The organism is Pseudomonas sp. GW821-FHT07F05 (assembly GCF_059418765.1).
On sequence record NZ_JBWKQL010000001.1, the window covers coordinates 287,759 to 310,611 of the forward strand.

The window sequence follows — 22,853 nt, forward strand, 5'->3', positions numbered from 1 at the left end:
GTATGCTGGCCCTAAGTCCTTGAATAATCTCGTAACATTTGTTCACTTTTTCGGACGCTTTTTTCACATTCATCTGACCTGAGCGTGACGCTTCGCTGCTTAGTTTGGCCCTCTCATTTAAGGGAGAAACGGCCATGAGCAAGCGGATCGAGCTGGATTTTTCACGTAAATACGACGACGAACACGCTAAAAGGTATTTGCGCAAACACAACGATGGACTGGCCAGGCGCCTGTCTGATCGCCGTGACAAACAACTCGCACGCCGCGCATTGGCGCTGGCGGGCGAACCGGGGCTGGTGCTGGATTTACCCTGCGGCGCAGGACGTTTCTGGCCGGTGCTGGCCGAGAAAGCCAACCGGGTGATCATCGGGGCGGACAACTCGGCTTCCATGGTCAAGATTGCCTGCGAGTCGCAACCCGCGGAGATCGTCAAGCGCGTGCAGCCGCTGCAGACATCGGCGTTTGCCATCGAGATGCCGGACAACGCTGTCGACAGCATCTTCTGCATGCGCTTGATGCATCACATTGGCAAGGCTGAAGACCGCGCCGTGCTGCTGAAAGAGTTTCACCGGGTGAGCCGGGACAGCGTGATCGTGTCGCTGTGGGTGGATGGCAATTTCAAGGCCTGGAAGCGGCGCCGCGCTGAAGGGTCGCGACCGAAACATGATTATCAGAATCGCTTCGTGCTGCCGGTGGCCACCGTAGAGGCCGAATTTGAACAGGCAGGGTTTCGGATTCAGGAGCGCCTGGATTTCCTGCCGATGTACGCCATGTGGCGTGTGTATCTATTACGTAAGAGGTAACAGGATGGCCGTGGATTTCGCAACAGAGTTAGCCGTTCCCGCCAAGGACCGCTTCGACTATTTCTGGAACACACGGGGTGAGTGGGTTGAAGAGCCCAATGTGCGCCGTGGCGGTGAAAGTGGCGTGCAGCGTGTCGTCTCGGAAAACGGTCGGCTGCTGTATGTGAAGCGTCAGACCGGCCATATCTATCGCAGCTGGCTGCACCCGTTTGGCCGTCCCACCGTGCTTCGCGAGCGTGATGCCTTGGAAGGTCTTCGCCAGCTCAACGTCAATGTGCCGCGGATGGTGTTCTGCGGTGCCGAGCGCGATGAGAACAACGAGTGGCGTGCATTGCTGGTCACGGCCTCGCTGGATGGCTTCGACGAATTCGAAAACTGGCTGCGTGCCGGCGGTCGCGAGCAGCACGGCGAAGTCGTGTACGAGCAGATGCTTCAGGAAATCGCCAGCAACCTGGCCCGTATGCACAAGGGTCGCTGGCAGCACAGCTGCATTTACATCAAGCACGTCTTTGTTCGCGTCGTGGGCGAGGGCGCCAACGCCAAGGCTGAAGTGGCGCTGCTCGATCTCGAGAAGTGCCGCCAGCGGCTGACGTCCTATGCCGCCGCCCAGCACGACATGAAACAACTGCGTCGCCATTCGTCGTTTCAGCCAGCGGACTGGACCAAGCTGGTCTACTTTTACGAGACCGCGTTTGGCAGGCCCATCAAAGGTTTACAGCGATGAAGTTAGAAATGGCGCGAGGTTTGTTTTTGGTCGGGGCGTTGGGGGTGACTTCCATCGCGTTGGCCGCCTGGGATCAGCCCGGGCCGAAGATTTTGAGTGCAGTGCATGGCGAAGGCCATTGCCCGCTGCCTCGGGTGGCCAAGATGTCTGACACGGCCCGGCCCGATCACGATCTGCTGCTGTTGATGTTCGGCCTGGCCCAGGGAAGCGGACCGCAAGGCTGATTCCTTTCTGTTGCACTGACCTAAAGGCCCCGAAGATCGGGGCCTTTTTTGTGGGGGTGGGGCCAGGTTCGTGTATCAGTTACGGGCATCCATGTTGGCACTCGAATGGCCATTGCCTTCGGGCTGCGGCTCGTCCCGTCGCGCCAGCAGCGTATACACGCAGGGCAGCACAAAGAGCGTGAACAACGTCCCCACCGACATGCCTGTGGCAATCACCAGACCAATGTCGAAGCGGCTGACCGCGCCCGCGCCGGTGGCGAGGATCAGCGGCACCATGCCGAACACCATCGCTGCCGTGGTCATCAGTACGGGCCGCAAGCGAATCGCCGCCGCTTCCTCGACCGCTTCCCGCGCGGTCAGGCCCTTGTCGCGGCGGAGCTGGTTGGCGAATTCGACGATCAGAATGCCGTGCTTGCTGATCAGCCCGATCAGCGTGACCAGACCCACCTGCGTGTAGATGTTCAGCGACGAGATCCCGAGGAACAGCGGAATCAGCGCGCCGCAGATCGACAGCGGCACAGTCACCAGAATCACCAGCGGATCGCGGAAGCTCTCGAACTGCGCGGCCAGCACCAGAAAAATGATCGCCAGGGCCAGGCCGAACGTCACCCACAGCGCATTGCCTTCCTGTACGTACTGGCGGGATGCGCCGGCGTAGTCGTAGGCAAAACCCGGCGGCGACTCTTCGATGGCGATCTGTCTCACCAACTCAATCGCCTCCGCCTGACTCACCAGCGGGAAGCCGGAGATGATCGCCGAGTTGAGCTGCTGGAACTGATTGAGCTGCCGGGGTCTGGCCCGGTCGCTGACGGTGATCAGCGTCGACAACGGCAGCATCTTACCTTCGGTGTTCTTGACGTAGTAATTCGCCAGCCAGGCCGGGTTGTCGCGGTAGGCCCGCTCAACCTGGGCGATGACCTTGTAGCTGCGCCCGTCGATGGTGAAGCGGTTGATCTCCGCCTCGCCGAGGAGCGTCGCCAGACTGCCGCCCAAGTCCTGCATCGACACGCCCATCTGCGCGGCTTTGGCGCGGTCGACATCGACCACCACTTCCGGCTTGTCGAAGGCCAGATCAACGTCCAGAAACGCGAATTTGCCCGATTCGGCGGCGCGCTTCTTGATGCGATCCGTCACCTCCAGCAGCGCGGCATAGTCGCCCGGTGTGTTGATCACGAACTGAAACGGCAGGCCCTCACCGGTGCCGGGCAACGAGGGCAGGTTGAAGCCGAAAATCTGCAGCCCGGTGATGCCGTTGAGCTTGGCCTGCACCTCCGGCAGCAGCTCCATTTGCGTGCGGCTGCGCTCATCCCATGGCTTGAGCAGGAACCCGCCGACGCCGGTCTGCACGCCATTGAAACCGTTGATCTGGAACGAGGAGTAGTACTCCGGGAACGCTTTGAAAATGCTGATGAACTGGTCGGTGTATTTATTCATGTAATCGAGGTTGGTCGGCTGCGGCGCCGTCGCCATCATGAAGATGATGCCTTGATCCTCGTCCGGCGCCAGTTGCGATTGGCTCAGCTTGAGAAACACCGGAATCAGGCACAGCACCAGCACCGCGAACACGATGACCACCGGCCGGGTATTCAGCGTGCCGTGAAGGACACGCTGATAGCGGACCTTCAGGCTTTCGAAGGCGTGATCAAGTTTGTGCGCCAGGCCGCTGGGGTTCTCGTCTCGGCGCAGCAGCACGGCGCACATCATCGGCGACAGGGTCAACGCGACGATTCCGGAGATGACCACTGCGCCGGCCAGCGTCAGGGCGAATTCCTTGAACAGCGCACCGGTCAGTCCCTCCAGAAAACCGATGGGTGCATAGACCGCTGCCAGGGTGATGGTCATCGACACCACCGGCATGGCGATCTCGCGAGCGCCCTCGATGGCCGCATCGAAGGGCGTCTTGCCTTCCTCGATGTGCCGGTGAATGTTCTCCACCACCACGATGGCGTCGTCCACCACCAGACCGATGGCCAGGACCATCGCCAGCAGCGTCAGCAAATTGATCGAATAGCCCATCAGTTGCATGAAAAACAGCACGCCGATCATCGACAGCGGGATGGTGATCACCGGGATCAGCACCGAGCGCAAGGCACCCAGGAACAGGAACACCACAACGATGACGATGAGCACCGCTTCGATCAGGGTTTTCACCACTTCATGGATCGAGGCCTGAATGAACAACGTGGCATCGTAGGCGATTGATGCTTTCAGGCTTGGCGGCAGTTGGGCTTCCAATTCGGGCAGGATGCGCCGCACTTCCTTGATCACGTCCAGCGGGTTCGAGCTGGGCGTGCCCTTGATGCCGATGTACACCGACGGGGTGCCGTCGAACGAGCTGACCGTGTCGTAGTTCTCGGCGCCCATCTCCACCCGCGCCACATCGCCCAGCAGCACGCGACTGTCGCCCACGGTCTTGAGCGGGATGGCCGCGAAGGTCTCGGGGGATTTCAGGTCGGTGCTGGCGTTGACGCTGGTGACCACGTACTCGCCCTTCACCTCGCCCGCCGCGGACAGGAAGTTGTACTTGCGCACGGCTTCGGTGACGTCGCTGGCGGTCAGGCCGAAACCGGCGAGCTTGACCGGATCGAGCCACAGGCGCATGGCGAACACCTGATTGCCCAGGATCTCGGCTTCGGCCATGCCCGGCAGCGTCGCCAGCTTCGGCTGAATGACCCGGGACAGGTAATCGGTGATCTGCGGGTTGCTCAGCTCGGCGCTGTAAAAGCTGATGTACATCAGCGCCGAAGCGTCGGCGGCTTCCTTGCTCAGCACCGGGTCTTCGGCGTCCTGGGGCAGCTTGTTCTTGACCTCGTTGGCCTTGGCGAGCAGCTCGGTGTAGAGCCGGTCGCTGTTGGAGCCGATGCGCGCATAGATGGAAATGACCGAGAAGTTCTGCCGACTGACCGAGGTCATGTAGTCGATGCCTTCGGCGCTCGCCAGACTCTGCTGCAGCGGCTGGGTGATGTAGCCCTGAATGGTTTCGGCGTTGGCGCCGGGGTAAGCCGTGGTCACGGTGATCAGCGCGTTTTCCATCTGCGGGTACTGGCGGATGGTCAGCTTGCTGAACGCCTGAAAACCCAGCAGCACGATCAGCAGGCTGATCACGCTGGCGAGCACCGGGCGACGGATGAACGGGTCTGTAAAGGCCATGATCGATTCCTTGATCAGTCAGCTTTGGGCTGGCTGTTCTGCGCCGGAGGGGTGGCGTCGGACGGTGTTGCCGGGTCGGCCACGATGGCGACGGCAGCGCCGTTATCCAGTTTCAACTGGCCGCCGGTGACCACCTGCTCGCCGGGTTTCAATCCTTTGCTGATGATGACCAGCCCGCCGCGACGCTCGCCGGTCTCGACGAAGCGCCGCTCGACCATGAGCTGAGGCTCGCCCTTGCTGTTGTGTTCCGGCTGGCCGTCGGCGGTCTTTTTCGGCACGACGACGTACACCGAGTTTCCGTACAGCGTGTAAGTGATCGTGCTTTCCGGCAACACCAGTTGCGGCGTGTCCTGCCCGAGCAGCACTTGCAGGCTGGTGAACATGCCGGGCAGCAGTTGGCTGTCGGGGTTGGGCAGGGTGGCGCGAATCAGCACATTGCGGGTGGTGTCTTCGACCTTGGGGTTGATGGCGCTGATGCGCGCGGTGAATACGCGGTCCGGATAGGCCGCGACGCTCACCTGCACCTGTTGGCCGAGGGCCAGTTTCGGCAGCATCTGCTCAGGTACGAAGAAGTCCGCGTACAGGCTGGTCAGGTCTTGAAGGGTAGCGATCACCGTGCCGCTGGCAAGGTAGTCGCCGACGTCAACCTGACGAATGCCGATGGTGCCGCTGAAGGGCGCGAGGATGCGTTTCTTCGCCAGCGAGGCATTCAGTTGCGCGACGGTGGCAGCGGCTTTTTTCTGGGTGGCGGCGAGCTTGTCGAAGTCGCCCCGGGAAATGGCGGATTCGCCCACCAGTTTACTGCCGCGTCCGTACTCGACCTGCGCCAGACCGAGGTCCGCTTCGGCAGTGCCGAGCAGGGCCTTTTCCACATCGCTGTCGAGCTGTAACAGCGGCTGACCGACCTTGACCTTCTGGCCGGATTCAAACTGCACGGCCTTGACCGTGCCCGCGATTTCCAGCGAAAGATCCACGCCCTGGGATGCCTTGAGCGTGCCGATGGCCGGCAGACGATTCTGCCACGGGCGCTCCGCAACAACGGCCACCGCCACATTGATCGGCGGCTTCGGCGCCGTAAATTGCTGGATCTGCTGATAGACCGAAAACGCCTTGTACCCGCCCAGGGCCAGCACCACGATCAGGACAATGCCCAACATGATCAACATGCGGCGACGCAACATATTCCACTTCCTTGGAAAACCGATGAATCAGGCGAGCACGTTAGTCGTGTCGGGGTTTAGTTGCCAGTGGCATTGATTGAATTCGGGATCGGCGTCATACCGAAATCGCGGTTTATTGCTGGGCATGCCCGCCGCCCTGACATTGCGCTGTCGCCCGGCAAAAAGGGTACCTGTAGGAGTGAGCTTGCTCGCGAAGTCGGTATTCCATGCGCTGAAAATCTAGGAGATGTTCCGGCCTCTTCGCGAGCAAGCTCACTCCTACAAGGTGATGTGGCTGCGCGACAGTTCGGCGTCTGGACAACCCGAAGAGGCCCGCGGCATCCGCAGATCCACCATCAAACCAGATGCAAATGGTTGTCCCACAACCCCGTCGGCAGCTCCAGCGGCTTGGCGACCAATACTGTCTGGCGGCAATCATAAAAACGGCAGCGCCCTTGGCCGGAGGTCACGACGAAGCCGTCCGCCACCGCGCCCACCCCGGCGCAGTCGGGCAGCGGCGCATCCAGCTTCAGCGAGCCGCTGTCCAGGTCCCAGATGAAGAAGCGGTTGCCCCTCGGCGCGGTCAGTGCCACCAGCCGCAGGTCGTTGTGAATGGCGACGCTGGCGGTGTAATGCGCCATCGCCTGCAGTTGTTGCTCGGCCACCGGGAACGCTTGAAACGGCTGGCCCGGCCGCTTGATGGCGAGCAGCTCGGCGGATTCGTGGGAAGGCCCCATGAACTGCTGCCCCGCGACAATGGTGCCGTCGCTGGCGATCGCCATATGCCGCACGCTGTTCATCTGTTGCGACAGCGTCTCTCTGCTCAGCAGCGTGCCGTCGCGCTGCATCAGCACCAGACTGGGTTCCATGGCGTCGAGGTTCATTTCGACGCGGCTCTCGGCCTCGGTGCGAATGCCGCCGTTGGCGACTGCAAGGGTTTCGCCGTCCGGCATCCATGAAACCTGATGGGGCCCGACGCCGTGGGTGGCAATTTCACCGGTGCGTTGCAGCCGCTCATCCACAAATCGATACACGCCCAACAGTCCGCGGCCCGGCTCCGTCGTGTCGTTCTCGGTGGCGTACAGCCATTCGCCGTCCTTGTGAATGACCGCGTGGCCGTAGAAGTGTCGGTGGGGTTGCGAGGTGATGGTCTGTAGCAAGCGACCGTCCCGCAGGTCGATCAGGTAGCTTTCGGTCCCCGGCCGGCGCGCGACGAACAGCGCGATCGGCAGGTTCGGGTGATTGATGATGTCGTGACAGCGCTGGGCGACGGCGGTGGCAAACACCTGCGTGCCGTCGACGCGATAACCCACCGCGAAGTGCTGGCCGTTGCCGTCGTCTCGGGCGGACAGCAGCAGCGGGCTTTCGCCTTTTTTCGCGAAGAGTGTCCAGCCGCCAAACGTGACGGCGCTGAGCAGCAGGCTGCCCAGACCCAGAGCCTGACGTCGCAACATATCAGTCACCATCATTGGCGTTGAAGCCCAGTTGAATGCCCAGCGCCTTGGCCAGTTCGCCTTCGTGCAGGCGATGGACCACGTTGAGGCTGTCGTAGAAAGCGTTGAGCTGCTGGCGGCCTTCTTCGGTGGCCAGCAGATCCCCGAGGGGAGGTTTCAGCGCGGCCAGTTGGCGATTGCTCTCAGCGTAGGCGGCGTCGATCTTGTCGGCCAAAGGCTTCTGCTCTTTCGGCAACAGCCCGCGTAAACCTTTGTTATCAACACCGGCCCAGACCGTCTGGGCACTGGCCAGACTCGCCTGCAAGCTGCTGAGCGAAGCCTTGCTGCGCCAGGCTTCCGCCTGAAACGGCTGCGGCACCCCCTTGGTGCCACGGCCCAGCGGCGTGCCGAGCTTTTTCTTCAATGAGTCCAGTGCGGTCACTTGCACGCGCAGCAACTCGGCAATGGCCTCGTGGGAATCGGCGTAGCGCTGGTTGGGAAACTTGCTCAGCTGAGCGAGCATGCCGTCGTTGCTGTTCCAGCTGTTGAGGATGTCTTCTGCCAACGCCTTCTGACGCTCACCAATGGCGACCAGCAGCGGGCAGTAGCGGGCTTTCTGCTCGGCGTTGGCCATGTCGATGTCGGCGTCGAACAGGATGTATTCATAGGCCGACAGGCCCTGAACCACGACGCTGGATTTCGTCAGGGCGTCAGCACTGATCTGCGGCTGTGCGGTGACCAGTTGCTCCACCTGACGGCCAACGAGGTTTTTCTTGTCCGGCCAGAACTGAATCTGCCAGGCGCGATTGCCTTCGGCCAGCGGCCCGATGAGCAGCGGTTGCAGCTCGGCCCAGGCTTTTTGCGCGTGCAGGAAGTCGGCGCGGGCGGTGTCCAGGTCGGATTTACCCTGGCAGTAGGACAGCGCACTGATCGCCAGTTGCCGGTCGGCATCGACCCAACGGCTGTAGGTCGGCAGGATGACCTGACTGGCGATGGCGGCAGACGTCACGGCTTGCGGGTCCGACGGCGCGCACGCGCCCAGTGCCAAAGCGGCGAGGCTGGTGAGCAACAACTTGGGGCGGAACATGCCCGACTCCTTATCTTCAGAAATACGTTAGAGAGAATTCAAGAACGCCAGCAGCGCCGCGCGTTGCTCCGCGTCAAAGGCGAGCACCTGACGTTGCGCCGGCAGCGCCTCGCCGCCATGCCAGAGCACGGCTTCCATCAGGTCGCGGGCACGTCCGTCGTGCAGAAACTGGGTGTGGCCACTGACGGTCTGCGTCAGGCCAATGCCCCACAGCGGCGGGGTGCGCCACTGCTGGCCGCTGGCCTGAAATTCGCTGAGATTGTCGGCCAGGCCTTCGCCCATGTCATGCAGCAACAGATCGGTGTAGGGGCGGATGACCTGATTCGCCAGTTCGGGCTCGGCGGCGTCGGCGGAAGTGGTGAATTCAGGCGTGTGGCATTGCTGGCAGCCGGCCTTGAAGAACAGGCTCTTGCCCGCCAGCACCTGCGGGTCGGCCACGTCGCGGCGCGCCGGGACGCCAAGGTTGCGGGTGTAGAAGGTGATCAGCCGCAGGATGTTGTCGCTGACTTCCGGCTCGCCGTTCGGGCCGTTGCCGTTGGGCGCGGCGAGGCACGCGGTCTGCGACGGCGTGCAGTCGTCGACCGGCATCAAGGTGGACGTCAGGCCCATGTCACCCGCCAGCGCGTGGGCATTCTGCTGCTTGATACTCGGCTGTGAGGCTTTCCAGCCGAAACGGCCGAGGACGGTTTTCTGCTGCGCATCGTCCCAGACCCAGTTGGGTGTGCCGGTGATGCCGTTGCCTTGCTCATCGTTGGGGTTGGCGTTGGCCAGAATCGCCGCCTGCGGAATGGCTTCCAGAAGCCCGAGGCCGATCATTGGCGGAGCAATGCGCGCGGAAGCTCGCGTCTGCGGGTGCATCGGGCCGTAACCGGGTTGGGTGATCTGCAGGGTAGGGCGGCGCAGGTGCACCGGGGTGCCGTCGCGAAAATGCACGGTCATCGAATCGTAATCGACCCGCACCTTGCCCTCAGGCGTGACGCCGGGAATGGCCATGTCCTGGAGCTGTTTGCCGTACACAGGCTCGGGCGTCAGGCCCAACTGCTTGATGTGTTCGGCGAACGCCGGATCGTCGGGAATCGACAGGCGCACCAGCATTGACACGGCGTTGTCGGCGCCGGGCTCGGGCGGGTGGCCGCGGCCGTCCTTGATGTGGCAGTTCTGGCAGGCGTTGGTGTTGAACAACGGACCCAGGCCGTCGCGGGCAGTGGTAGTCGACGGGGCAATCACCCAGGGGTTGCGGAAAAAGCTGTTGCCGACGCTGAAGTCCAGCCGCCGGACGGGCGACAGGTTGGCTGAAGGCATGGAAAACGCATTGCGGTCGCTTTTGTTGACGGTGGTGGCGCCGCCCGAGCGCGACTCGCCCGGTTCAGCGGCGGTGAAACGCGGGGCGTCATCGCACCCACTCATGGCAAGCGCCATCAGCAGGAGAAACGAAGGACGGAACCACGCAGTCATACAGGTCCTGCAAAGGCGGGAAATCGGGGCGAGCAAGCTTACCAGCCCCGAGTTTGATGAATAAGAGGGATTAGCGTTTGCAGGCCCTCTCGTAACGTGTTGTTACCAAATCATCCGCGGGTGACGTGCCCGCAAAACTCACGCGCCGGCGATCTCCAGCGCCGGGTTTTCCACCAGCAGTTGCATGAGACGCCGCTCGCCCTCGACCACCTTGAATGACCGGTAATCGCCAATGCCGTCGAGCTGCCGTTCGCGTTCGCGGATCGCCAGCTCCTTGGCCCTCTCGTAGCCGTAATGTTCGACCCTGAATGACTTGGTGACACTGCTGCCGTTGCGCAGCGTGGTCCGCGCCACCCAATAGGCGATGCCGGTGTAACAGCGGTAATGCACCCCCGGATAACCGCTGGTGTTGGTGGCGATGATGCGTTGACGGATGTCGCGGCTGAGCTTGGGCAGGTGGGCCAGCAGCAGCTGGTCACGGCACGCGTCGGCGGCTTGGCGTGCCGGATCTCGGCCACCGTAGCGGGAGAAGGAAAACAGTCGGTTGAAGGTTCTGCCGTCGCGGTAGATCGTCACCTTCCAGGCACGCGGGCCCTTGACGCCGACCAGCAGGTGAATACCGTAATCGTTGGCTTTGAGCTTACTGACGCGGCGCCTTTTATTGTTTCTCTTGGGCACTTTCTGTCTCCTCCTGGATAGGGTGGGGTCAAGGAAGTGCGCATGATCAGCGGCGGGGGAGGCGTGTTCAATCCGACAAGGAGCGAACAGGAAATGCCCTACAACGCTTACAGACCGGTCCCCAAACAACGCCGTTTTGCTGGGACTTTCAGGCGTCGATTGACGAAAAAAATGCCGGCCCGTGGACGGGTCGGCATTTGTTTGCAGCGGGACCGACTTCAGTCGGGAAGGCGCGGTCCCACCGGTTTGAAGCGGATCAGAACTCGTGGTCGGCGTTGTCCGGGTTCAGGTCAGTGATGCCCAGCTTGCCAGCGGCTTGCTCGATGGCGCCGGTCTGCTTGACCAGCGCGGCAATCGCGTCGCGCACGACCTGGTTGCCCGCTGTATTGCCCGCCGCGATGAGTTGGTCGAAATGCTCGCCCTTGTTGGCGTGGTCGACGATGACCTGCAGCTTCGCCTGGGTCGCATCGAGATCGGCGCGCACGGTCTGGTCGGTGGCGGCGTCGGCGGTGGCGACCAGCGAGGACAGGCTCGCGCCGCTCACTTTGCTGCCGTCGACGCGGGTGTATTCACCCAGGTAGACGTTGCGGATGCCCAAGCCGTTATAGAAATGCGAGTTGTGGGTGTTGTCGCTGAAGCAATCGTGCTCGTCTTCGCTGGAATTGGCCTCCAACGCGACTTTCATGCGCTCGCCCGCCAGTTCACCGAGCGACAGGCTGCCCATGCCGAACAGCATTTTGCGCAGCCCGCTCTCGGCCGACTCAGCTTCCAGCGTGGCGCGGTAGTTGTCGGCGACGCCCGGTTTCCAGTTGTTGACCATTTCTTCGAGGTCGCTGACCAACAGGTCGGTGGCGGCTTTCAGGTAGGCGCGGCGGCGATCATTGTGGCCGCCGGTGCCGCCCTGGCCTTCGATGTAGTCGCTGGCCGGACGCTCGCCGGCGCCCGGGCCGGTGCCGTGCAGGTCCTGGCCCCAGAGCAGGAATTCGATGGCGTGGTAACCGGTCGCCACGTTGGCTTCCGCACCGCCGAGCTCGTTCAGGCTGGCGAGTTTTTCAGGGGTGATTTCTGTGACGTCGACTTTGTCCTCGCCCACTTGCACTGACGTGTTGGCGATGATGTTGGCAGTGGCGCCCGGATTGCCCAGTGCGTGCTGGTAATCCTTGGCGACGTAGTCGATCAGGCCTTCGTCCAGCGGCCATGCGTTCACCTGACCTTCCCAGTCGTCGATGATGGTGTTGCCGAAGCGGAACACTTCGCTCTGCATGTACGGCACCCGCGCCGCAACCCAGGCGTCTCGCGCTGCTTTCAGGGTCTGGTCGTTGGGTGTGGCGAGGAAGGCGTCGACTGCCGTGCTGAGCTTTTTGGCAGTGGATTCGGCATCGCTGAAAACGGCGAATACCATATTGGCGTAGTTGGCGACCACTGCCCGGGTGGCCGTTTCGTTGGGCTGGGCAGGCGCGGCGGCAGAGGTCGGCGCTGGAGCCGGCGCGGCGGTTGCGGCCGGTGCAGGGGCAGGCGCTGCGGCGGCGGGCTTGTCCTTGCCTTGATCACAACCGGCCAGAGCAATGGCGACAGCCAGCAGACTTGCGGTTGCCAGGGGCATACGAATCATGACGGAATCCTGCATCGAGAAGAGGTGTGAACGGTGGCGAACGCCAGAAAATGCTGCGACATAATGCGAAAGATTTGCATTCTGTGTAAAGGCCATTTGCCCAGGCCGGCGGAGGGAGATATTTCAAGCTGTTTCAGGGGATGATTCAGGATGTCCGCAGGCGCGGCGGTGTTTCCAAGGATGCGCCTTTGCGTCGAAAGCCCGTGGTGTCAGAGCGCCTCGCTGTGAGTGCGCTGAGCCTGCTTCAGGTAAACCAGCAGCTCCCGCGCCGGCAGCGGCTTGCTGTAGAAATACCCCTGACCTTCGTGGCAGCCCTCGGAAATGATGTACGCCTCTTGCTCGGCGGTCTCCACGCCTTCGGCGATCACCTGCATGCCCAAACTTTTGCCGAGCTGGATGATGGCGCGCACGATCGTCGCGTCGTCATCGTCGTCGAGCAGGTCCTGCACGAAGCTCTTGTCGATTTTGATCTTGTCCAGCGGCAGGCTTTTCAGATAACTCAGCGACGAATAACCGGTGCCGAAGTCATCGATGGCGATCAACGCCCCGGAGCGGCGCAGGCTCAACAAGTGCTGCGCGGCGGTGGTGATGTCTTCCATCAGGCCGGTTTCCGTGACTTCCAGCTCCAGACTGCGGGGCGGCAGGCGGTAGATCTGCAACAGATTGTTCACCACCCGCGGCAATTCGGCGTGGTGCAGCTGCACCGTGGACAGGTTCACCGCCATGCGCAGGTCACTGAAGCCCTGGTCGTGCCATTCGCGCAGCTGTTTGCAGGCCTGATCCAGCACCCACTCGCCAATGGCGATAATGGTGCCGTTCTGCTCGGCCAGCGGGATGAACAGGTCAGGCGGTACGAAGCCGTGTTCGGGGTGAATCCAGCGGATCAACGCCTCGACACCGACGACACTGTGATCGCGATAGCTGATCTGCGGCTGATAGACCAGATGAAACTGCTCGCGGGCCATGGCCTCGCGCAGGTCTTTTTCCAGCTCGCGACGACGGCGCATCTCGCTGTCGACGCTGGCGATATAAAACTGGTAGCGATTGCGCGAGCGGGTCTTGGCCAGCGTCATGGTCTGTTCGGCTTTCTGCAGCAGCTTCTCGGTGCTGTCGCCATCTTCGGGGAACAGCGTGATGCCGATGGTGGCGCGCAGACGAATCTCTTGCTGATCGACGGCGAAAGGCGCTTCCAGGTCGTCGAGAATGTTCTGCGCCAGCTCGGCGGCCTCGTAAGGCTGTTCGATATCGGCCTGAACCAGCGCGAACTGATCGCCGCCCAGCCGCGCAAGGGCGCCAAGGCGACCGCTGTGACTGCGCAGGCGATCGGCCAGCGCCAGCAGCAACTGATCGCCGGCCTGGTAACTGAATTGTTCGTTGATGCCTTTGAAGTCATCCAGACCCACGCACAACACCGCGACACGGTGCTGCACTTTTCCGGAGTCGACGAGGATTTTGTCCAGTTGCTTCTGCAGCTGCAGCCGATTCGGCAGACCGGTGAGGAAGTCGTATTGGGCCATCCGCAACAGGCTGGATTCAGCTTCGTGGCGCAGGGTGGTGTTGCGCTCGATGGACGCCAGCAGTTGGTTGGCGGTATTGACCCAGACCCCCAGCTCGTTTTTTTCGTGGCCTTTGAGCAAGGGCAATTGGTGTTCGCTGGGGCGGTCGGGGTTGATGCTGGTCAGGTGCTCGATGATTCTCGACAGCGGTTTGGTCAGCAGCCAGTGATAAACCAGGTAGAGCACCAGACCCATCGCCAGCGCGCGCAACACGCCGGAGATGAAGATGATCATCGAGTTGGTAAGAAATGTTTCGCCGTAGGTGGCGGTGTCCAGGGTGATGCGCAGGTCGCCGTAATATTCGCTGTACGGGCTGCGGCCGACCAGTTGCGTGGTGAAGCTCCGTTCCTGGCCAAGGATCAGATCGGTCAGCCAGCGGGTGGGGGTGGCTTCGAGGTCTCGGGATTTTTCGGCGAGCACCGTCTCGTTGGGATGACCGATGGACGCCTGGCGCACGGCTTTGTCCTGAAACAGCCCTTCGATGACCTGCATGCCCATTTCCCGGTCCAGGCTATAGACGGCCTGGGTCGACGGGTCGCGGAACATGTCGAGGATACGCGCTGCGTCCGTGGCAACGGCCTGGCGGGTTTTGTATGCGTCGTAGACGATCTGTGCGCAACTGAGCACGACCCCCACGATCAGCGCTGAAAGCAGCACAACGCGGAGCAGCTTCACCGACAAGCTGTCTTTGAGTTCCAGCTTCAAATGGCCATTCCTTTATCCATGCTGATAGCGGGCTGCCTGCATGCAAGCACTGGCAATGCAGGCATTCGGATCAGACGCTTCTGGCGTGCGCGTGACCCCATCAATCGGGAAAACAGTTAATAGGCAGACCACTCAGGCTATCCGTACTGTGTCGGTCGTACGCGGGGAAAACTTGAGCCCAGCCGTTTGAATCAGCACGAAATTTGATATTAGTCCGCTATCGCTTCCAGACAATACATAAACGACAAACAGAAGGCGAAAAAAAACCCGGACGTGCCGGGCTTTTTTTCATTCGAGCATTCAAGCATTCATCAGGCGGTGAAGCTTTTGCCTTCGAACTGCTCGGCAACGAACTTCCAGTTGACCAGGTTCCAGAACGCCTCGACGTACTTAGGACGCAGGTTACGGTAGTCGATGTAGTAAGCGTGTTCCCAGACGTCACAGGTCAGCAGCGGGGTGTCGCCGCTGGTGATCGGATTGCCGGCGCCGATGGTGCTGGCCAGTGCCAGGGAACCGTCAGCTTTCTTCACCAGCCAGCCCCAGCCGGAGCCGAAAGTGCCGATGGAGGTCTTGCTGAATTCTTCCTTGAACTTGTCGAAGGAGCCGAAAGCAGCGTTGATCGCGTCAGCCAGAGCGCCAGTCGGTTGGCCGCCGGCATTTGGCGCAAGGCAGTTCCAGTAGAACGTGTGGTTCCAGACTTGAGCGGCGTTGTTGAAGATACCGCCCGAAGAGGTCTTGACGATTTCTTCCAGAGTCTTGCCTTCGAACTCGGTGCCTGGCACCAGGTTGTTCAGGTTCACGACATAGGTGTTGTGGTGCTTGTCGTGGTGGTATTCCAGAGTTTCCTTGGAGATGTGCGGTGCCAGAGCATCATGTGCGTACGGCAGCGGAGGCAATTCAAAAGCCATGGTAATTCTCCTAATCAGGTCAGTTGCGGTTTGCGCAAGGCCGATCACGGGCGGCCAGACAGAACTTACGCTGGCGAGTTTGTACTCTTTGCAGCGCAGGGGCTGGATCATAGCACCGGCCCCTGACCTTAACCACGCAACAACTGTGTGGGATAGAGGTTCCAGAGCGTTGCGCTGAAAAGCGCGTCGGCGAGACGAATGTTCACGCCGTTCTGATCAACTGCAGCGCCACGCTGAACATCATCACCGCGACCATCAGGTCCAGCAGGCGCCAGGTCGTTGGGCGTGCCAGCCACGGGGCCAGCCAGGCGGCGCCGATCGCCAGCGTCGAAAACCACAACACCGAAGCGCTGGCGGCCCCGGCCACGTAGGCGCCGGGCACCGCCTGCTGCGCGCCGAGCGAGCCGATCAGCAACACGGTATCGAGATAAACGTGCGGGTTCAGCAAGGTCACTGCCAAGGCGGTCAGCAACACCGCGCGGCGTGACCGCTGACCGTCGGCATCGCCCTGAGCGAGGCTTTGCGGCGACAATGCGCGACGCAGTGCCATGGCGCCGTACCACAGCAGAAACACCACCCCGCCCCAGCGGGCCACCGCCAGAAGCGTGGGGTTGTGGGCCAGCACATTGGCCAGCCCAAAGACGCCGGCGGCCACCAATAAGGCATCGCACACGATGCACAGCAGGGCCACGGAAAGGTGGTGTTCGCGACGCAGACTTTGCGCCAGCACGTAGGCGTTCTGCGTGCCGATGGCCATGATCAGCCCGAGGGAAACCAACAGGCCGTTGAGGTAGCTTTGCCACATGATGTCGAGCCTCGATGAGTTCAGGAGTTGGCGGGATCAGGCGTTCGTCGCCAGGGCGCGCAAGGTCTCCATGGCCTGCTGTGCGTCGTCTTTGCCCACGAAAAGATGGTCGTGGTAAAAGCCGGCGACCACATTGCAACTGATGCCCGCCGCGCCCAGTGCGCTGGCGAACGCGGCGGTCAGCCCGACCGCTGCGAGTGAGGAATGAACGGTCAGGGTGATCCAGGCCATGACGTAATCGCAGTCCAGGCGCAGTTGCTGTGCCTGGCTGCGTTCGAGGATGACGGTCAGGCCTTCGCGCTCGCGGAAGCTGCCGATGACTTCGACGCCCTCCACGCGACGGCTGTCTGCCACGGTGCAGAACACGTAGTCACCCTCGTTGAGTTCAGGGTTCATGCTGCGCAGCAATGCGCCAAGAGAGGTTTCGCCAGTCATTGATGTTCCGCCGTTTTTTGAGGGTGTGCCTTGAATCAGTGGTGGCGATTGTCGGTCGACAGCAGGTATAAGAAAAACCAATAAAGCTCATCACTCATTAGAGAAACTGATGTTCGACTACAAATTGCTTTCAGCGCTGGCGGCGGTGATCGAGCAGGCCGGCTTCGAGCGCGCCGCTCAGGTGCTCGGCCTTTCGCAGTCTGCGGTGTCCCAGCGCATCAAGCTGCTGGAAGCGCGGGTCGGCCAGCCGGTGCTGGTCCGGGCGACGCCGCCCACGCCGACCGAAATCGGTCGGCGCCTGCTTAACCATGTCCAGCAGGTGCGCTTGCTGGAGCGGGATCTGCAAAGCGTGGTGCCGGCCCTGGACGAGGGCGGTATGCCAGAACGTTTGCGCATCGCGCTGAATGCCGACAGCCTGGCGACCTGGTGGGCCCTCGCGGTCGGGGACTTCTGTGCCGAGCATCGATTGCTCACCGATCTGGTGGTCGAGGACCAGGACGTCGGCCTCAAACGCATGCGCGCTGGTGAAGTGGCTGCGTGTCTATGCGGCAGCGAACGGCCGGTGGCGGGGGCGCGGAGTTTATTGCTCGGCGCCATGCGTTATCGGGCGTTGGCCAGTCCTGACTTCATTGATAGGCATTTCCCCCAGGGCGTGACGCCTCAGGCGGTCGCCCGGTCCCCCGCGCTGGTGTTCGGCCCGGATGATTTCCTGCAGCATCGCTACCTCGCTTCACTGGGTGTCGAAGGCGGTTTCGAGCATCATTTGTGTCCGTCGTCCGAAGGTTTCACGCGCATGGTCGAAGCCGGAATGGGCTGGGGACTGGTGCCGGAGTTGCAGGTCCGTGGACAATTGGCGAGTGGTTTGTTGGTCGAGTTGCTGCCCGATCACTGCATTGATGTGCCCTTGTACTGGCATCATTGGCGCAACGGCGGCCGGTTGCTGACAGAGCTGACGGACCATCTGGCGAAAAAAGCAGGGCAGTGGCTGGTGCCGTTGGACGCGCAGTGAACGTCAACAGGCGACGCAGCAGAGTGTGGGATTGTTCGCAGAACAGCCGCGGCGATCACAGGCAAAAGAAGATTAAACGGAGCAGGCAATGAAAATTCTGGTCACCGGCGCAGGCGGCTTCATCGGCGGACGCTTCGCGCGTTTCGCGCTGGAGCAAGGCTTGAGCGTCCGGGTCAGCGGCCGTCGTGCTGAGGGTGTCGAGCATTTGGTACGGCGCGGCGCCGAGTTCATTCAGGGCGATCTTTCCGATCCGGAACTTGTTCACGCGCTGTGTGACGACGTCGAAGCCGTCGTCCACTGCGCGGGCGCGGTCGGCACATGGGGGCGACGTCAGGACTTTCACCAAGGCAATGTTCAGGTCACCGAGAATGTCGTCGAAGCATGCCTGAAACAACGGGTCAGGCGACTGGTGCACCTGTCGTCGCCGTCGATCTATTTTGATGGCCGATCGCACCTCGATATCCGCGAGGAGCAAGTGCCCAAGCGCTTCGGCAATCACTATGCGGCGACCAAATACATGGCCGAACAAAAGGTGTTTGGTGCCGAAGAGTTTGGTCTGGAAGTCATCGCCTTGCGCCCACGCTTCGTCACCGGGGCGGGTGACACCAGCATTTTCCCGCGATTGCTGGAGATGCAGCGCAAGAATCGCCTGTCGATCATTGGCAACGGCTTGAACAAGGTTGATTTCACCAGCATTCAGAACCTCAATGAGGCGCTGCTCAGCAGTCTGCTGGCCGCCGGCTCTGCGCTGGGCAAGGCCTACAACATCAGCAATGGCGCGCCGGTCCCGCTCTGGGACGTGGTCAATTACGTCATGCGCCAGATGGAATTGCCGCCGGTAAGACGCTATCGGTCCTACGGCTTGGCCTACACCGCCGCAGCCATGAACGAGGCGGCGTGCCTGATCTGGCCGGGGCAACCTGAACCGACGCTGTCGCGCATCGGGATGCAGGTGATGAGCCGGCATTTCACGCTTGATATCAGTCGCGCCAGGCATTATCTGGATTACCAGCCTGACGTGAGCGTGTGGACCGCCCTCGACGAGTTCTGCGGCTGGTGGAAAGCCCAGCACGGCGGCCCGTTGTAAAAGGCGTCAACATCCGCGGTTATACTGCGAGCCATTCAGATTCAGCGGTTTTCAAAGGTAAACCCATGCGCAAAGATCCCTATGACGATGTCGATGACGTCCCGAGCCTCAGCGCCAAAGATGATGACGATGATTTTCTGCCACCGCCGGGTGCCCGCGAGCGCACCACGGTGTATTCCCGCGACACGCCGGTGGTGAAGGTGAAGGCCCCCGGTACCGGTGCGTTGTGGGCGCTGATCTGTGTGTTGTTTATCGCGTTTTGTGGCCTGGGCTGGTGGAGTTTTCAGCAGGTGTCGTTGATGGAGCAGCAGCTGGTCGCGACCCAGGAAAGTTTCGCGCGCATCAGTGAGGAGGCGGCGGGGCGCTTGCAGGATATTTCCGGCAAGGTGGTCGCCACTGAGTCGATGGCGAGCAGCAGTGAAGCGTTGAAGGCGCAGATCAAGCAGTTGCAGGATCAGTTGGCCGATCAGAGCAAGCAGCAACAGGGTGTGGCCGGTTTGCAGGGCGGACTGGACAAGCGGCTGGAGCAGATCAGCACGCAGAGTGCGCAGCAGCAGGCGGTGAATCAGCAGTTGCAGGATCAGTTGAAAGCCGTGGCGACAGAATTGGCGGGGTTGAAGGCGGCGGTGCCGGATGGCAAGTCGATTCAGGCTGAGCAGGAGCGGCTGGAGACGCAGTTGAAGGGTTTGACTGCGGATGTGGCGAACCTGAAAAAGGCGAACGGCAATCAGGCGATCGAGCAGCTTGAGCAGGATATGGTGGTGGTGAAGAGTGAGTTGGAGAATCGTCCGGCGGCGGCTGCTTCGTCGGGGGCGAGTCTGCAGGAGTTCGATGCGTTCCGTGGGCAGATGACGCGGACGATCAATACGTTGCAGAGCCAGATTCAGACGTTGTCACAGCAGATTAATGCGCGGGGGCAATAATAGTCCGGGTAGTTCTGGAAGACGGTGCGCGCTCGCCGCATCCATGCGGCTCGGCCCACTGCGCGAAACCTCCGTTCAGCCTGCACCCAAGTCGCGATTTGTGGTGACTGGGCTTGCTGCGTAGGAAGATCAAAAGCAAATCAAAAGCAGATCAAGAGCTTCCCGGCTGAAGCCGGTCCTACGGGTGCGTACGGTGCTTTTGTAGGACCGGCTTTAGCCGGGAAGGGGCCAGTGAGTGCGCCATCAGTTCTGATCGTTCCCACGCTCCGCGTGGGAATGCAGCCCTCGACGCTCCGCGTCCTTCCTGCTTACAGCGTCGGGTAGTCCAGATAGCCTTCGGCGCCTTTGGCGTAGAAGGTTTCAGGATGAGGGTCGTTCAGCGGAGCATCCTTGGCCAGACGCGCTGGCAGGTCAGGGTTGGCAATGAACGGCACGCCAAACGCCACGGCATCCGCCTTGCCGGTCGCCAGCCACGCGTTGGCGCTGTCCTTGGTAAATTTCTCGTTGGCGATGAACACCCCACCGAAGGCTTCTTTCAGGCGTGGGCCCAGGCTGTCGTCGAGTTCGCGTTCGCGGGCGCAGATGAAGGCGATGCCGCGTTTGCCCAGTTCGCTGGCGACGTAGGTGAAGGTCTCGGCCAGGTTGGCGTCGCCCATGTCATGGGCATCAGCGCGGGGCGCAAGGTGCACGCCGACGCGGCCAGCGCCCCAGACTTCAACGGCGGCGTCGGTCACTTCCAGCAACAGACGCGCGCGGTTTTCCAGCGAACCGCCGTAGGCATCGGTGCGGGTGTTGGTGCTGGTTTGCAGGAACTGGTCGAGCAGGTAACCGTTGGCGCCGTGGATCTCGACGCCGTCAAAGCCGGCCGCCTTGGCGTTTTCGGCACCGACGCGGTAGGCGTCGACGATTTCCTCGATTTCCGCCAGTTCCAGCGCGCGCGGGGTGACGAAGTCAGACAGCGGACGCACCAGGCTCACGTGGCCTTTTGGCTGGATGGCGCTGGGTGCGACCGGGGTTTCGCCATTGAGGTAGGTCGGGTGCGAAACGCGACCCACGTGCCACAGTTGCAGCACGATCTTGCCGCCCGCCGCGTGCACGGCTTTGGTGATGTTGGCCCAGCCGCGCACCTGGTCGTTGGACCAGATGCCCGGGGTGTCAGGGTAGCCCACGCCCATCGGCATCACCGACGTGGCTTCGCTGATGATCAGGCCAGCCGAGGCGCGCTGAACGTAATACTCGGCCATCATCGCGTTGGGCACGCGGCCTTCGTCGGCACGGCAGCGGGTCAGCGGCGCCATGATGATGCGGTTGGCCAATTCCAGGTCGCCCATCTTGATCGGGTCAAAAATCGTGGTCATCGTGAAATCCTTTGTGCAGTCGGTAATGGGTGGATCCGCAGGTTTCAAAAAATGAGGGTAATCAGCTCGTCGCGGCAGCCAGTTCGGCATCGTTGGGCTGACGGAAATTGATCAATGTGACCAGCAGGGCAAGGACCGCAAGAGCGCCGGCTGCCAGCGGCACGGTGGTCAGGCCGAAACCATGGGCGATGACGCTGCCGCCAACCCAGGCGCCCAGCGCATTGCCGACGTTGAAGGCGCCGATGTTCAGGGTGGACACCAGATTGGGCGCGGCCTTGCCGAAGGTCACCACATTGATCTGCAGGGCGGGCACGGCAGCGAATGCGGCGGTGGCCCAGAGAAACAGGGTGATCTCGGCCGGGATCAGCGCCGTGCTGGTCCAGCTCAGCACCGTGGAGATCACTGCCATGGCGATGAATACACCGATGAGCGTGGCGGCCAGTCGGCGGTCGGCAAGTTTGCCGCCAATGATGTTGCCCAGCGTCAGACCAAGCCCGATAAGCATCAGCGTCCAGGTCACGCCCAACGGTGAGACGCCGGTGACTTCGCCCAACAGCGGCGCGACGTAGGTGAATAGCGCGAATACGGACGCAGCGAACAGCGCGGTCATGCTCAGCGACAGCCAGATGCCTACGCCTTTGAGCGCCGCCAGTTCAGCGCGCATGTCGAGTTTCTCTTCGTCGCGTTTGCTTGGCAGGAAGCGAATCAGGCCGATGAAGGCGATGACGCCAATTACCGTGACGGCGAAGAAGGTCGAGCGCCAGCCGGCCTGTTGTCCCAACGCAGTGCCCAGCGGCACGCCGAGGACGTTGGCCAGGGTCAGGCCGGTAAACATCAGCGCGACGGCCGAAGCGCGACGATTGGCCGGAACCAGTCCGGCCGCCACCACCGAACCGATGCCAAAGAATGCGCCGTGGCACAGCGCGGTGACCACGCGGGCGAACATCAGGATGTTGTAGTCCGCCGCCAGTGCGCAGAGCAGGTTGCCGATAATGAAGATGCCCATCAGCGTGACCAGCGCACCCTTGCGCGGCAGCCTGGCGGTGGCCATGGCCATGAACGGCGCGCCGATCGCGACGCCCAGGGCGTAGCCGGTGACCAGCCAGCCGGCGCCGGGAATGCTGACGCCCAGGTCGCTGGCGACGTCGGGGAGCAGGCCCATGATGACGAACTCGGTCGTCCCGATGGCAAAGGCGCTCAGGGCCAGAATGAGTAATGAAAGGGGCACGTTGCGTCTCCTGAAAGGCGGGTGTGTGGCGAAGGGCTCAGAGCCGCTGCGTCAGTTGCTGCAAGAACGCCTGAATGACGTCTTCGTTGCGTTTGAAAAAATGCCACTGGCCGTGCTTCTGATTGGTGATCAATCCGGCCCGTTGCAACGTGGCCAGATGGGCCGAAACGGTCGACTGCGACAGACCGGCGCGCTGGTCGATCTGGCCGGCACAGACACCGCCATCAATCGTGTGACGCTGATCGGGGAAGGTCGCAACCGGGTCTTTGAGCCAGTCCAGAATCTGCCGGCGAACCGGATGAGCCAAGGCTTTAATGATTTCGTCGATGTCAATGTCAGTGGGCATGTCGTTCTCAGTGCAGGTGCGCTGTATCGCGATGGGGCGAACCTTATATCTATAAATCGCGATATACAAATATGAATCGGTGCTTAGCACAGGCTCAATCGTTATATCGGGTTATAACGATATGGTTTTGGGCCGGTGGTTTGGTAGAGCGTTCGAAGGCGATCCCG

20 protein-coding genes are annotated in these 22,853 nt (G+C 61.7%); 6 read left to right on the top strand and 14 right to left on the bottom strand.

Features of this window, described 5'->3' with window-relative positions:
- Nucleotides 1-134: 134 nt before the first annotated feature.
- The 3 genes from AC07RO_RS01410 to AC07RO_RS01420 are packed head-to-tail and all read left to right on the top strand — an operon-like array spanning nucleotide 135 to nucleotide 1,751.
- Nucleotides 135-803 carry a class I SAM-dependent methyltransferase gene (locus AC07RO_RS01410; protein WP_282373406.1) on the top strand — a complete coding sequence of 223 codons (669 nt, stop codon included), beginning with the start codon at nucleotides 135-137 and terminating at the stop codon, nucleotides 801-803.
- 4 nt (nucleotides 804-807) lie between these two features.
- Nucleotides 808-1,527: a lipopolysaccharide kinase InaA family protein gene (locus tag AC07RO_RS01415; RefSeq protein ID WP_495085090.1), complete on the top strand. Its 720-nt coding sequence runs from the start codon at nucleotides 808-810 to the stop codon at nucleotides 1,525-1,527.
- On the top strand, nucleotides 1,524-1,751 hold the full coding sequence (locus AC07RO_RS01420; RefSeq protein WP_108120736.1) for a hypothetical protein: 228 nt from the start codon (nucleotides 1,524-1,526) through the stop codon (nucleotides 1,749-1,751). The genes AC07RO_RS01415 and AC07RO_RS01420 overlap by 4 nt, the downstream gene beginning before the upstream one ends.
- A 75-nt stretch (nucleotides 1,752-1,826) precedes the next feature.
- Here AC07RO_RS01420 and AC07RO_RS01425 read toward each other — a convergent pair whose 3' ends face one another.
- The 11 genes from AC07RO_RS01425 to AC07RO_RS01475 all read right to left on the bottom strand — a co-directional run bounded on the left by AC07RO_RS01425 (nucleotide 1,827) and on the right by AC07RO_RS01475 (nucleotide 16,735).
- Nucleotides 1,827-4,901, bottom strand: coding sequence for a multidrug efflux RND transporter permease subunit (locus AC07RO_RS01425; RefSeq protein WP_495085091.1), 3,075 nt, complete (start codon nucleotides 4,899-4,901; stop codon nucleotides 1,827-1,829).
- 14 nt (nucleotides 4,902-4,915) lie between these two features.
- Nucleotides 4,916-6,082: an efflux RND transporter periplasmic adaptor subunit gene (locus tag AC07RO_RS01430; protein ID WP_495085092.1), complete on the bottom strand. Its 1,167-nt coding sequence runs from the start codon at nucleotides 6,080-6,082 to the stop codon at nucleotides 4,916-4,918.
- A gap of 335 nt (nucleotides 6,083-6,417) precedes the next feature.
- Nucleotides 6,418-7,515 carry a DUF1513 domain-containing protein gene (locus AC07RO_RS01435; RefSeq protein ID WP_495085093.1) on the bottom strand — a complete coding sequence of 366 codons (1,098 nt, stop codon included), beginning with the start codon at nucleotides 7,513-7,515 and terminating at the stop codon, nucleotides 6,418-6,420.
- Between the two features lies 1 nt (nucleotide 7,516).
- A complete protein-coding gene (locus AC07RO_RS01440) occupies nucleotides 7,517-8,581 on the bottom strand; it encodes an imelysin family protein (protein ID WP_192171735.1) in 1,065 nt (354 codons plus the stop codon).
- 27 nt (nucleotides 8,582-8,608) lie between these two features.
- Nucleotides 8,609-10,036 (bottom strand): di-heme oxidoreductase family protein, encoded by a 1,428-nt coding sequence (locus AC07RO_RS01445; RefSeq protein WP_346627066.1) that lies wholly within the window; start codon nucleotides 10,034-10,036, stop codon nucleotides 8,609-8,611.
- A gap of 138 nt (nucleotides 10,037-10,174) precedes the next feature.
- Nucleotides 10,175-10,714: an AP2/ERF family transcription factor gene (locus tag AC07RO_RS01450; protein WP_065992198.1), complete on the bottom strand. Its 540-nt coding sequence runs from the start codon at nucleotides 10,712-10,714 to the stop codon at nucleotides 10,175-10,177.
- Between the two features lie 256 nt (nucleotides 10,715-10,970).
- The gene (locus tag AC07RO_RS01455; protein ID WP_346627067.1) at nucleotides 10,971-12,326 is read right to left on the bottom strand and encodes an imelysin family protein; all 1,356 of its coding nucleotides are present in this window, start codon (nucleotides 12,324-12,326) and stop codon (nucleotides 10,971-10,973) included.
- A gap of 209 nt (nucleotides 12,327-12,535) precedes the next feature.
- The gene (locus AC07RO_RS01460) at nucleotides 12,536-14,587 is read right to left on the bottom strand and encodes a putative bifunctional diguanylate cyclase/phosphodiesterase (RefSeq protein ID WP_346627068.1); all 2,052 of its coding nucleotides are present in this window, start codon (nucleotides 14,585-14,587) and stop codon (nucleotides 12,536-12,538) included.
- 311 nt (nucleotides 14,588-14,898) lie between these two features.
- A complete protein-coding gene (locus AC07RO_RS01465) occupies nucleotides 14,899-15,495 on the bottom strand; it encodes a superoxide dismutase (protein WP_065992213.1) in 597 nt (198 codons plus the stop codon).
- A gap of 202 nt (nucleotides 15,496-15,697) precedes the next feature.
- Complete coding sequence (locus AC07RO_RS01470) at nucleotides 15,698-16,300, bottom strand: LysE/ArgO family amino acid transporter (RefSeq protein WP_495085094.1); 603 nt, start codon at nucleotides 16,298-16,300, stop codon at nucleotides 15,698-15,700.
- Between the two features lie 36 nt (nucleotides 16,301-16,336).
- Complete coding sequence (locus AC07RO_RS01475; protein ID WP_495085095.1) at nucleotides 16,337-16,735, bottom strand: ACT domain-containing protein; 399 nt, start codon at nucleotides 16,733-16,735, stop codon at nucleotides 16,337-16,339.
- Nucleotides 16,736-16,844: 109 nt separating this feature from the next.
- Between AC07RO_RS01475 and AC07RO_RS01480 the strand changes: the two genes are divergently transcribed.
- The 3 genes from AC07RO_RS01480 to AC07RO_RS01490 all read left to right on the top strand — a co-directional run bounded on the left by AC07RO_RS01480 (nucleotide 16,845) and on the right by AC07RO_RS01490 (nucleotide 19,754).
- Nucleotides 16,845-17,744, top strand: coding sequence for a LysR family transcriptional regulator ArgP (locus tag AC07RO_RS01480; protein ID WP_495085096.1), 900 nt, complete (start codon nucleotides 16,845-16,847; stop codon nucleotides 17,742-17,744).
- A gap of 88 nt (nucleotides 17,745-17,832) precedes the next feature.
- The gene (locus AC07RO_RS01485) at nucleotides 17,833-18,831 is read left to right on the top strand and encodes an NAD-dependent epimerase/dehydratase family protein (protein ID WP_495085097.1); all 999 of its coding nucleotides are present in this window, start codon (nucleotides 17,833-17,835) and stop codon (nucleotides 18,829-18,831) included.
- 65 nt (nucleotides 18,832-18,896) lie between these two features.
- Nucleotides 18,897-19,754, top strand: coding sequence for an ATPase (locus AC07RO_RS01490; protein ID WP_495085098.1), 858 nt, complete (start codon nucleotides 18,897-18,899; stop codon nucleotides 19,752-19,754).
- 308 nt (nucleotides 19,755-20,062) lie between these two features.
- On the opposite strand, the gene AC07RO_RS01495 is transcribed toward AC07RO_RS01490, so the two are convergent.
- From AC07RO_RS01495 to AC07RO_RS01505, 3 genes are all read right to left on the bottom strand, one after another.
- Nucleotides 20,063-21,112 (bottom strand): alkene reductase, encoded by a 1,050-nt coding sequence (locus tag AC07RO_RS01495; protein WP_495085099.1) that lies wholly within the window; start codon nucleotides 21,110-21,112, stop codon nucleotides 20,063-20,065.
- 61 nt (nucleotides 21,113-21,173) lie between these two features.
- Entirely contained in the window at nucleotides 21,174-22,340 is a 1,167-nt protein-coding gene (locus AC07RO_RS01500) for an MFS transporter (RefSeq protein WP_495085100.1), read from the bottom strand.
- 37 nt (nucleotides 22,341-22,377) lie between these two features.
- Nucleotides 22,378-22,686 carry an ArsR/SmtB family transcription factor gene (locus AC07RO_RS01505; protein ID WP_296310764.1) on the bottom strand — a complete coding sequence of 103 codons (309 nt, stop codon included), beginning with the start codon at nucleotides 22,684-22,686 and terminating at the stop codon, nucleotides 22,378-22,380.
- Nucleotides 22,687-22,853: the final 167 nt, after the last annotated feature.

Excerpts from the sequence above, each read along its gene's own strand:
- AC07RO_RS01425 (WP_495085091.1), bottom strand. The coding sequence starts at position 4,901 with ATGGCCTTTACAGACCCGTTCATCCGTCGCCCGGTGCTCGCCAGCGTG.
- AC07RO_RS01455 (WP_346627067.1), bottom strand. The coding sequence starts at position 12,326 with ATGATTCGTATGCCCCTGGCAACCGCAAGTCTGCTGGCTGTCGCCATT.
- AC07RO_RS01430 (WP_495085092.1), bottom strand. The coding sequence starts at position 6,082 with ATGTTGCGTCGCCGCATGTTGATCATGTTGGGCATTGTCCTGATCGTG.
- AC07RO_RS01435 (WP_495085093.1), bottom strand. The coding sequence starts at position 7,515 with ATGTTGCGACGTCAGGCTCTGGGTCTGGGCAGCCTGCTGCTCAGCGCC.
- AC07RO_RS01480 (WP_495085096.1), top strand. The coding sequence starts at position 16,845 with ATGTTCGACTACAAATTGCTTTCAGCGCTGGCGGCGGTGATCGAGCAG.
- AC07RO_RS01490 (WP_495085098.1), top strand. The coding sequence starts at position 18,897 with ATGCGCAAAGATCCCTATGACGATGTCGATGACGTCCCGAGCCTCAGC.
- AC07RO_RS01470 (WP_495085094.1), bottom strand. The coding sequence starts at position 16,300 with ATGTGGCAAAGCTACCTCAACGGCCTGTTGGTTTCCCTCGGGCTGATC.
- AC07RO_RS01505 (WP_296310764.1), bottom strand. The coding sequence starts at position 22,686 with ATGCCCACTGACATTGACATCGACGAAATCATTAAAGCCTTGGCTCAT.
- AC07RO_RS01495 (WP_495085099.1), bottom strand. The coding sequence starts at position 21,112 with ATGACCACGATTTTTGACCCGATCAAGATGGGCGACCTGGAATTGGCC.
- AC07RO_RS01465 (WP_065992213.1), bottom strand. The coding sequence starts at position 15,495 with ATGGCTTTTGAATTGCCTCCGCTGCCGTACGCACATGATGCTCTGGCA.
- AC07RO_RS01445 (WP_346627066.1), bottom strand. The coding sequence starts at position 10,036 with ATGACTGCGTGGTTCCGTCCTTCGTTTCTCCTGCTGATGGCGCTTGCC.
- AC07RO_RS01440 (WP_192171735.1), bottom strand. The coding sequence starts at position 8,581 with ATGTTCCGCCCCAAGTTGTTGCTCACCAGCCTCGCCGCTTTGGCACTG.
- AC07RO_RS01410 (WP_282373406.1), top strand. The coding sequence starts at position 135 with ATGAGCAAGCGGATCGAGCTGGATTTTTCACGTAAATACGACGACGAA.
- AC07RO_RS01415 (WP_495085090.1), top strand. The coding sequence starts at position 808 with ATGGCCGTGGATTTCGCAACAGAGTTAGCCGTTCCCGCCAAGGACCGC.
- AC07RO_RS01485 (WP_495085097.1), top strand. The coding sequence starts at position 17,833 with ATGAAAATTCTGGTCACCGGCGCAGGCGGCTTCATCGGCGGACGCTTC.
- AC07RO_RS01420 (WP_108120736.1), top strand. The coding sequence starts at position 1,524 with ATGAAGTTAGAAATGGCGCGAGGTTTGTTTTTGGTCGGGGCGTTGGGG.
- AC07RO_RS01475 (WP_495085095.1), bottom strand. The coding sequence starts at position 16,735 with ATGACTGGCGAAACCTCTCTTGGCGCATTGCTGCGCAGCATGAACCCT.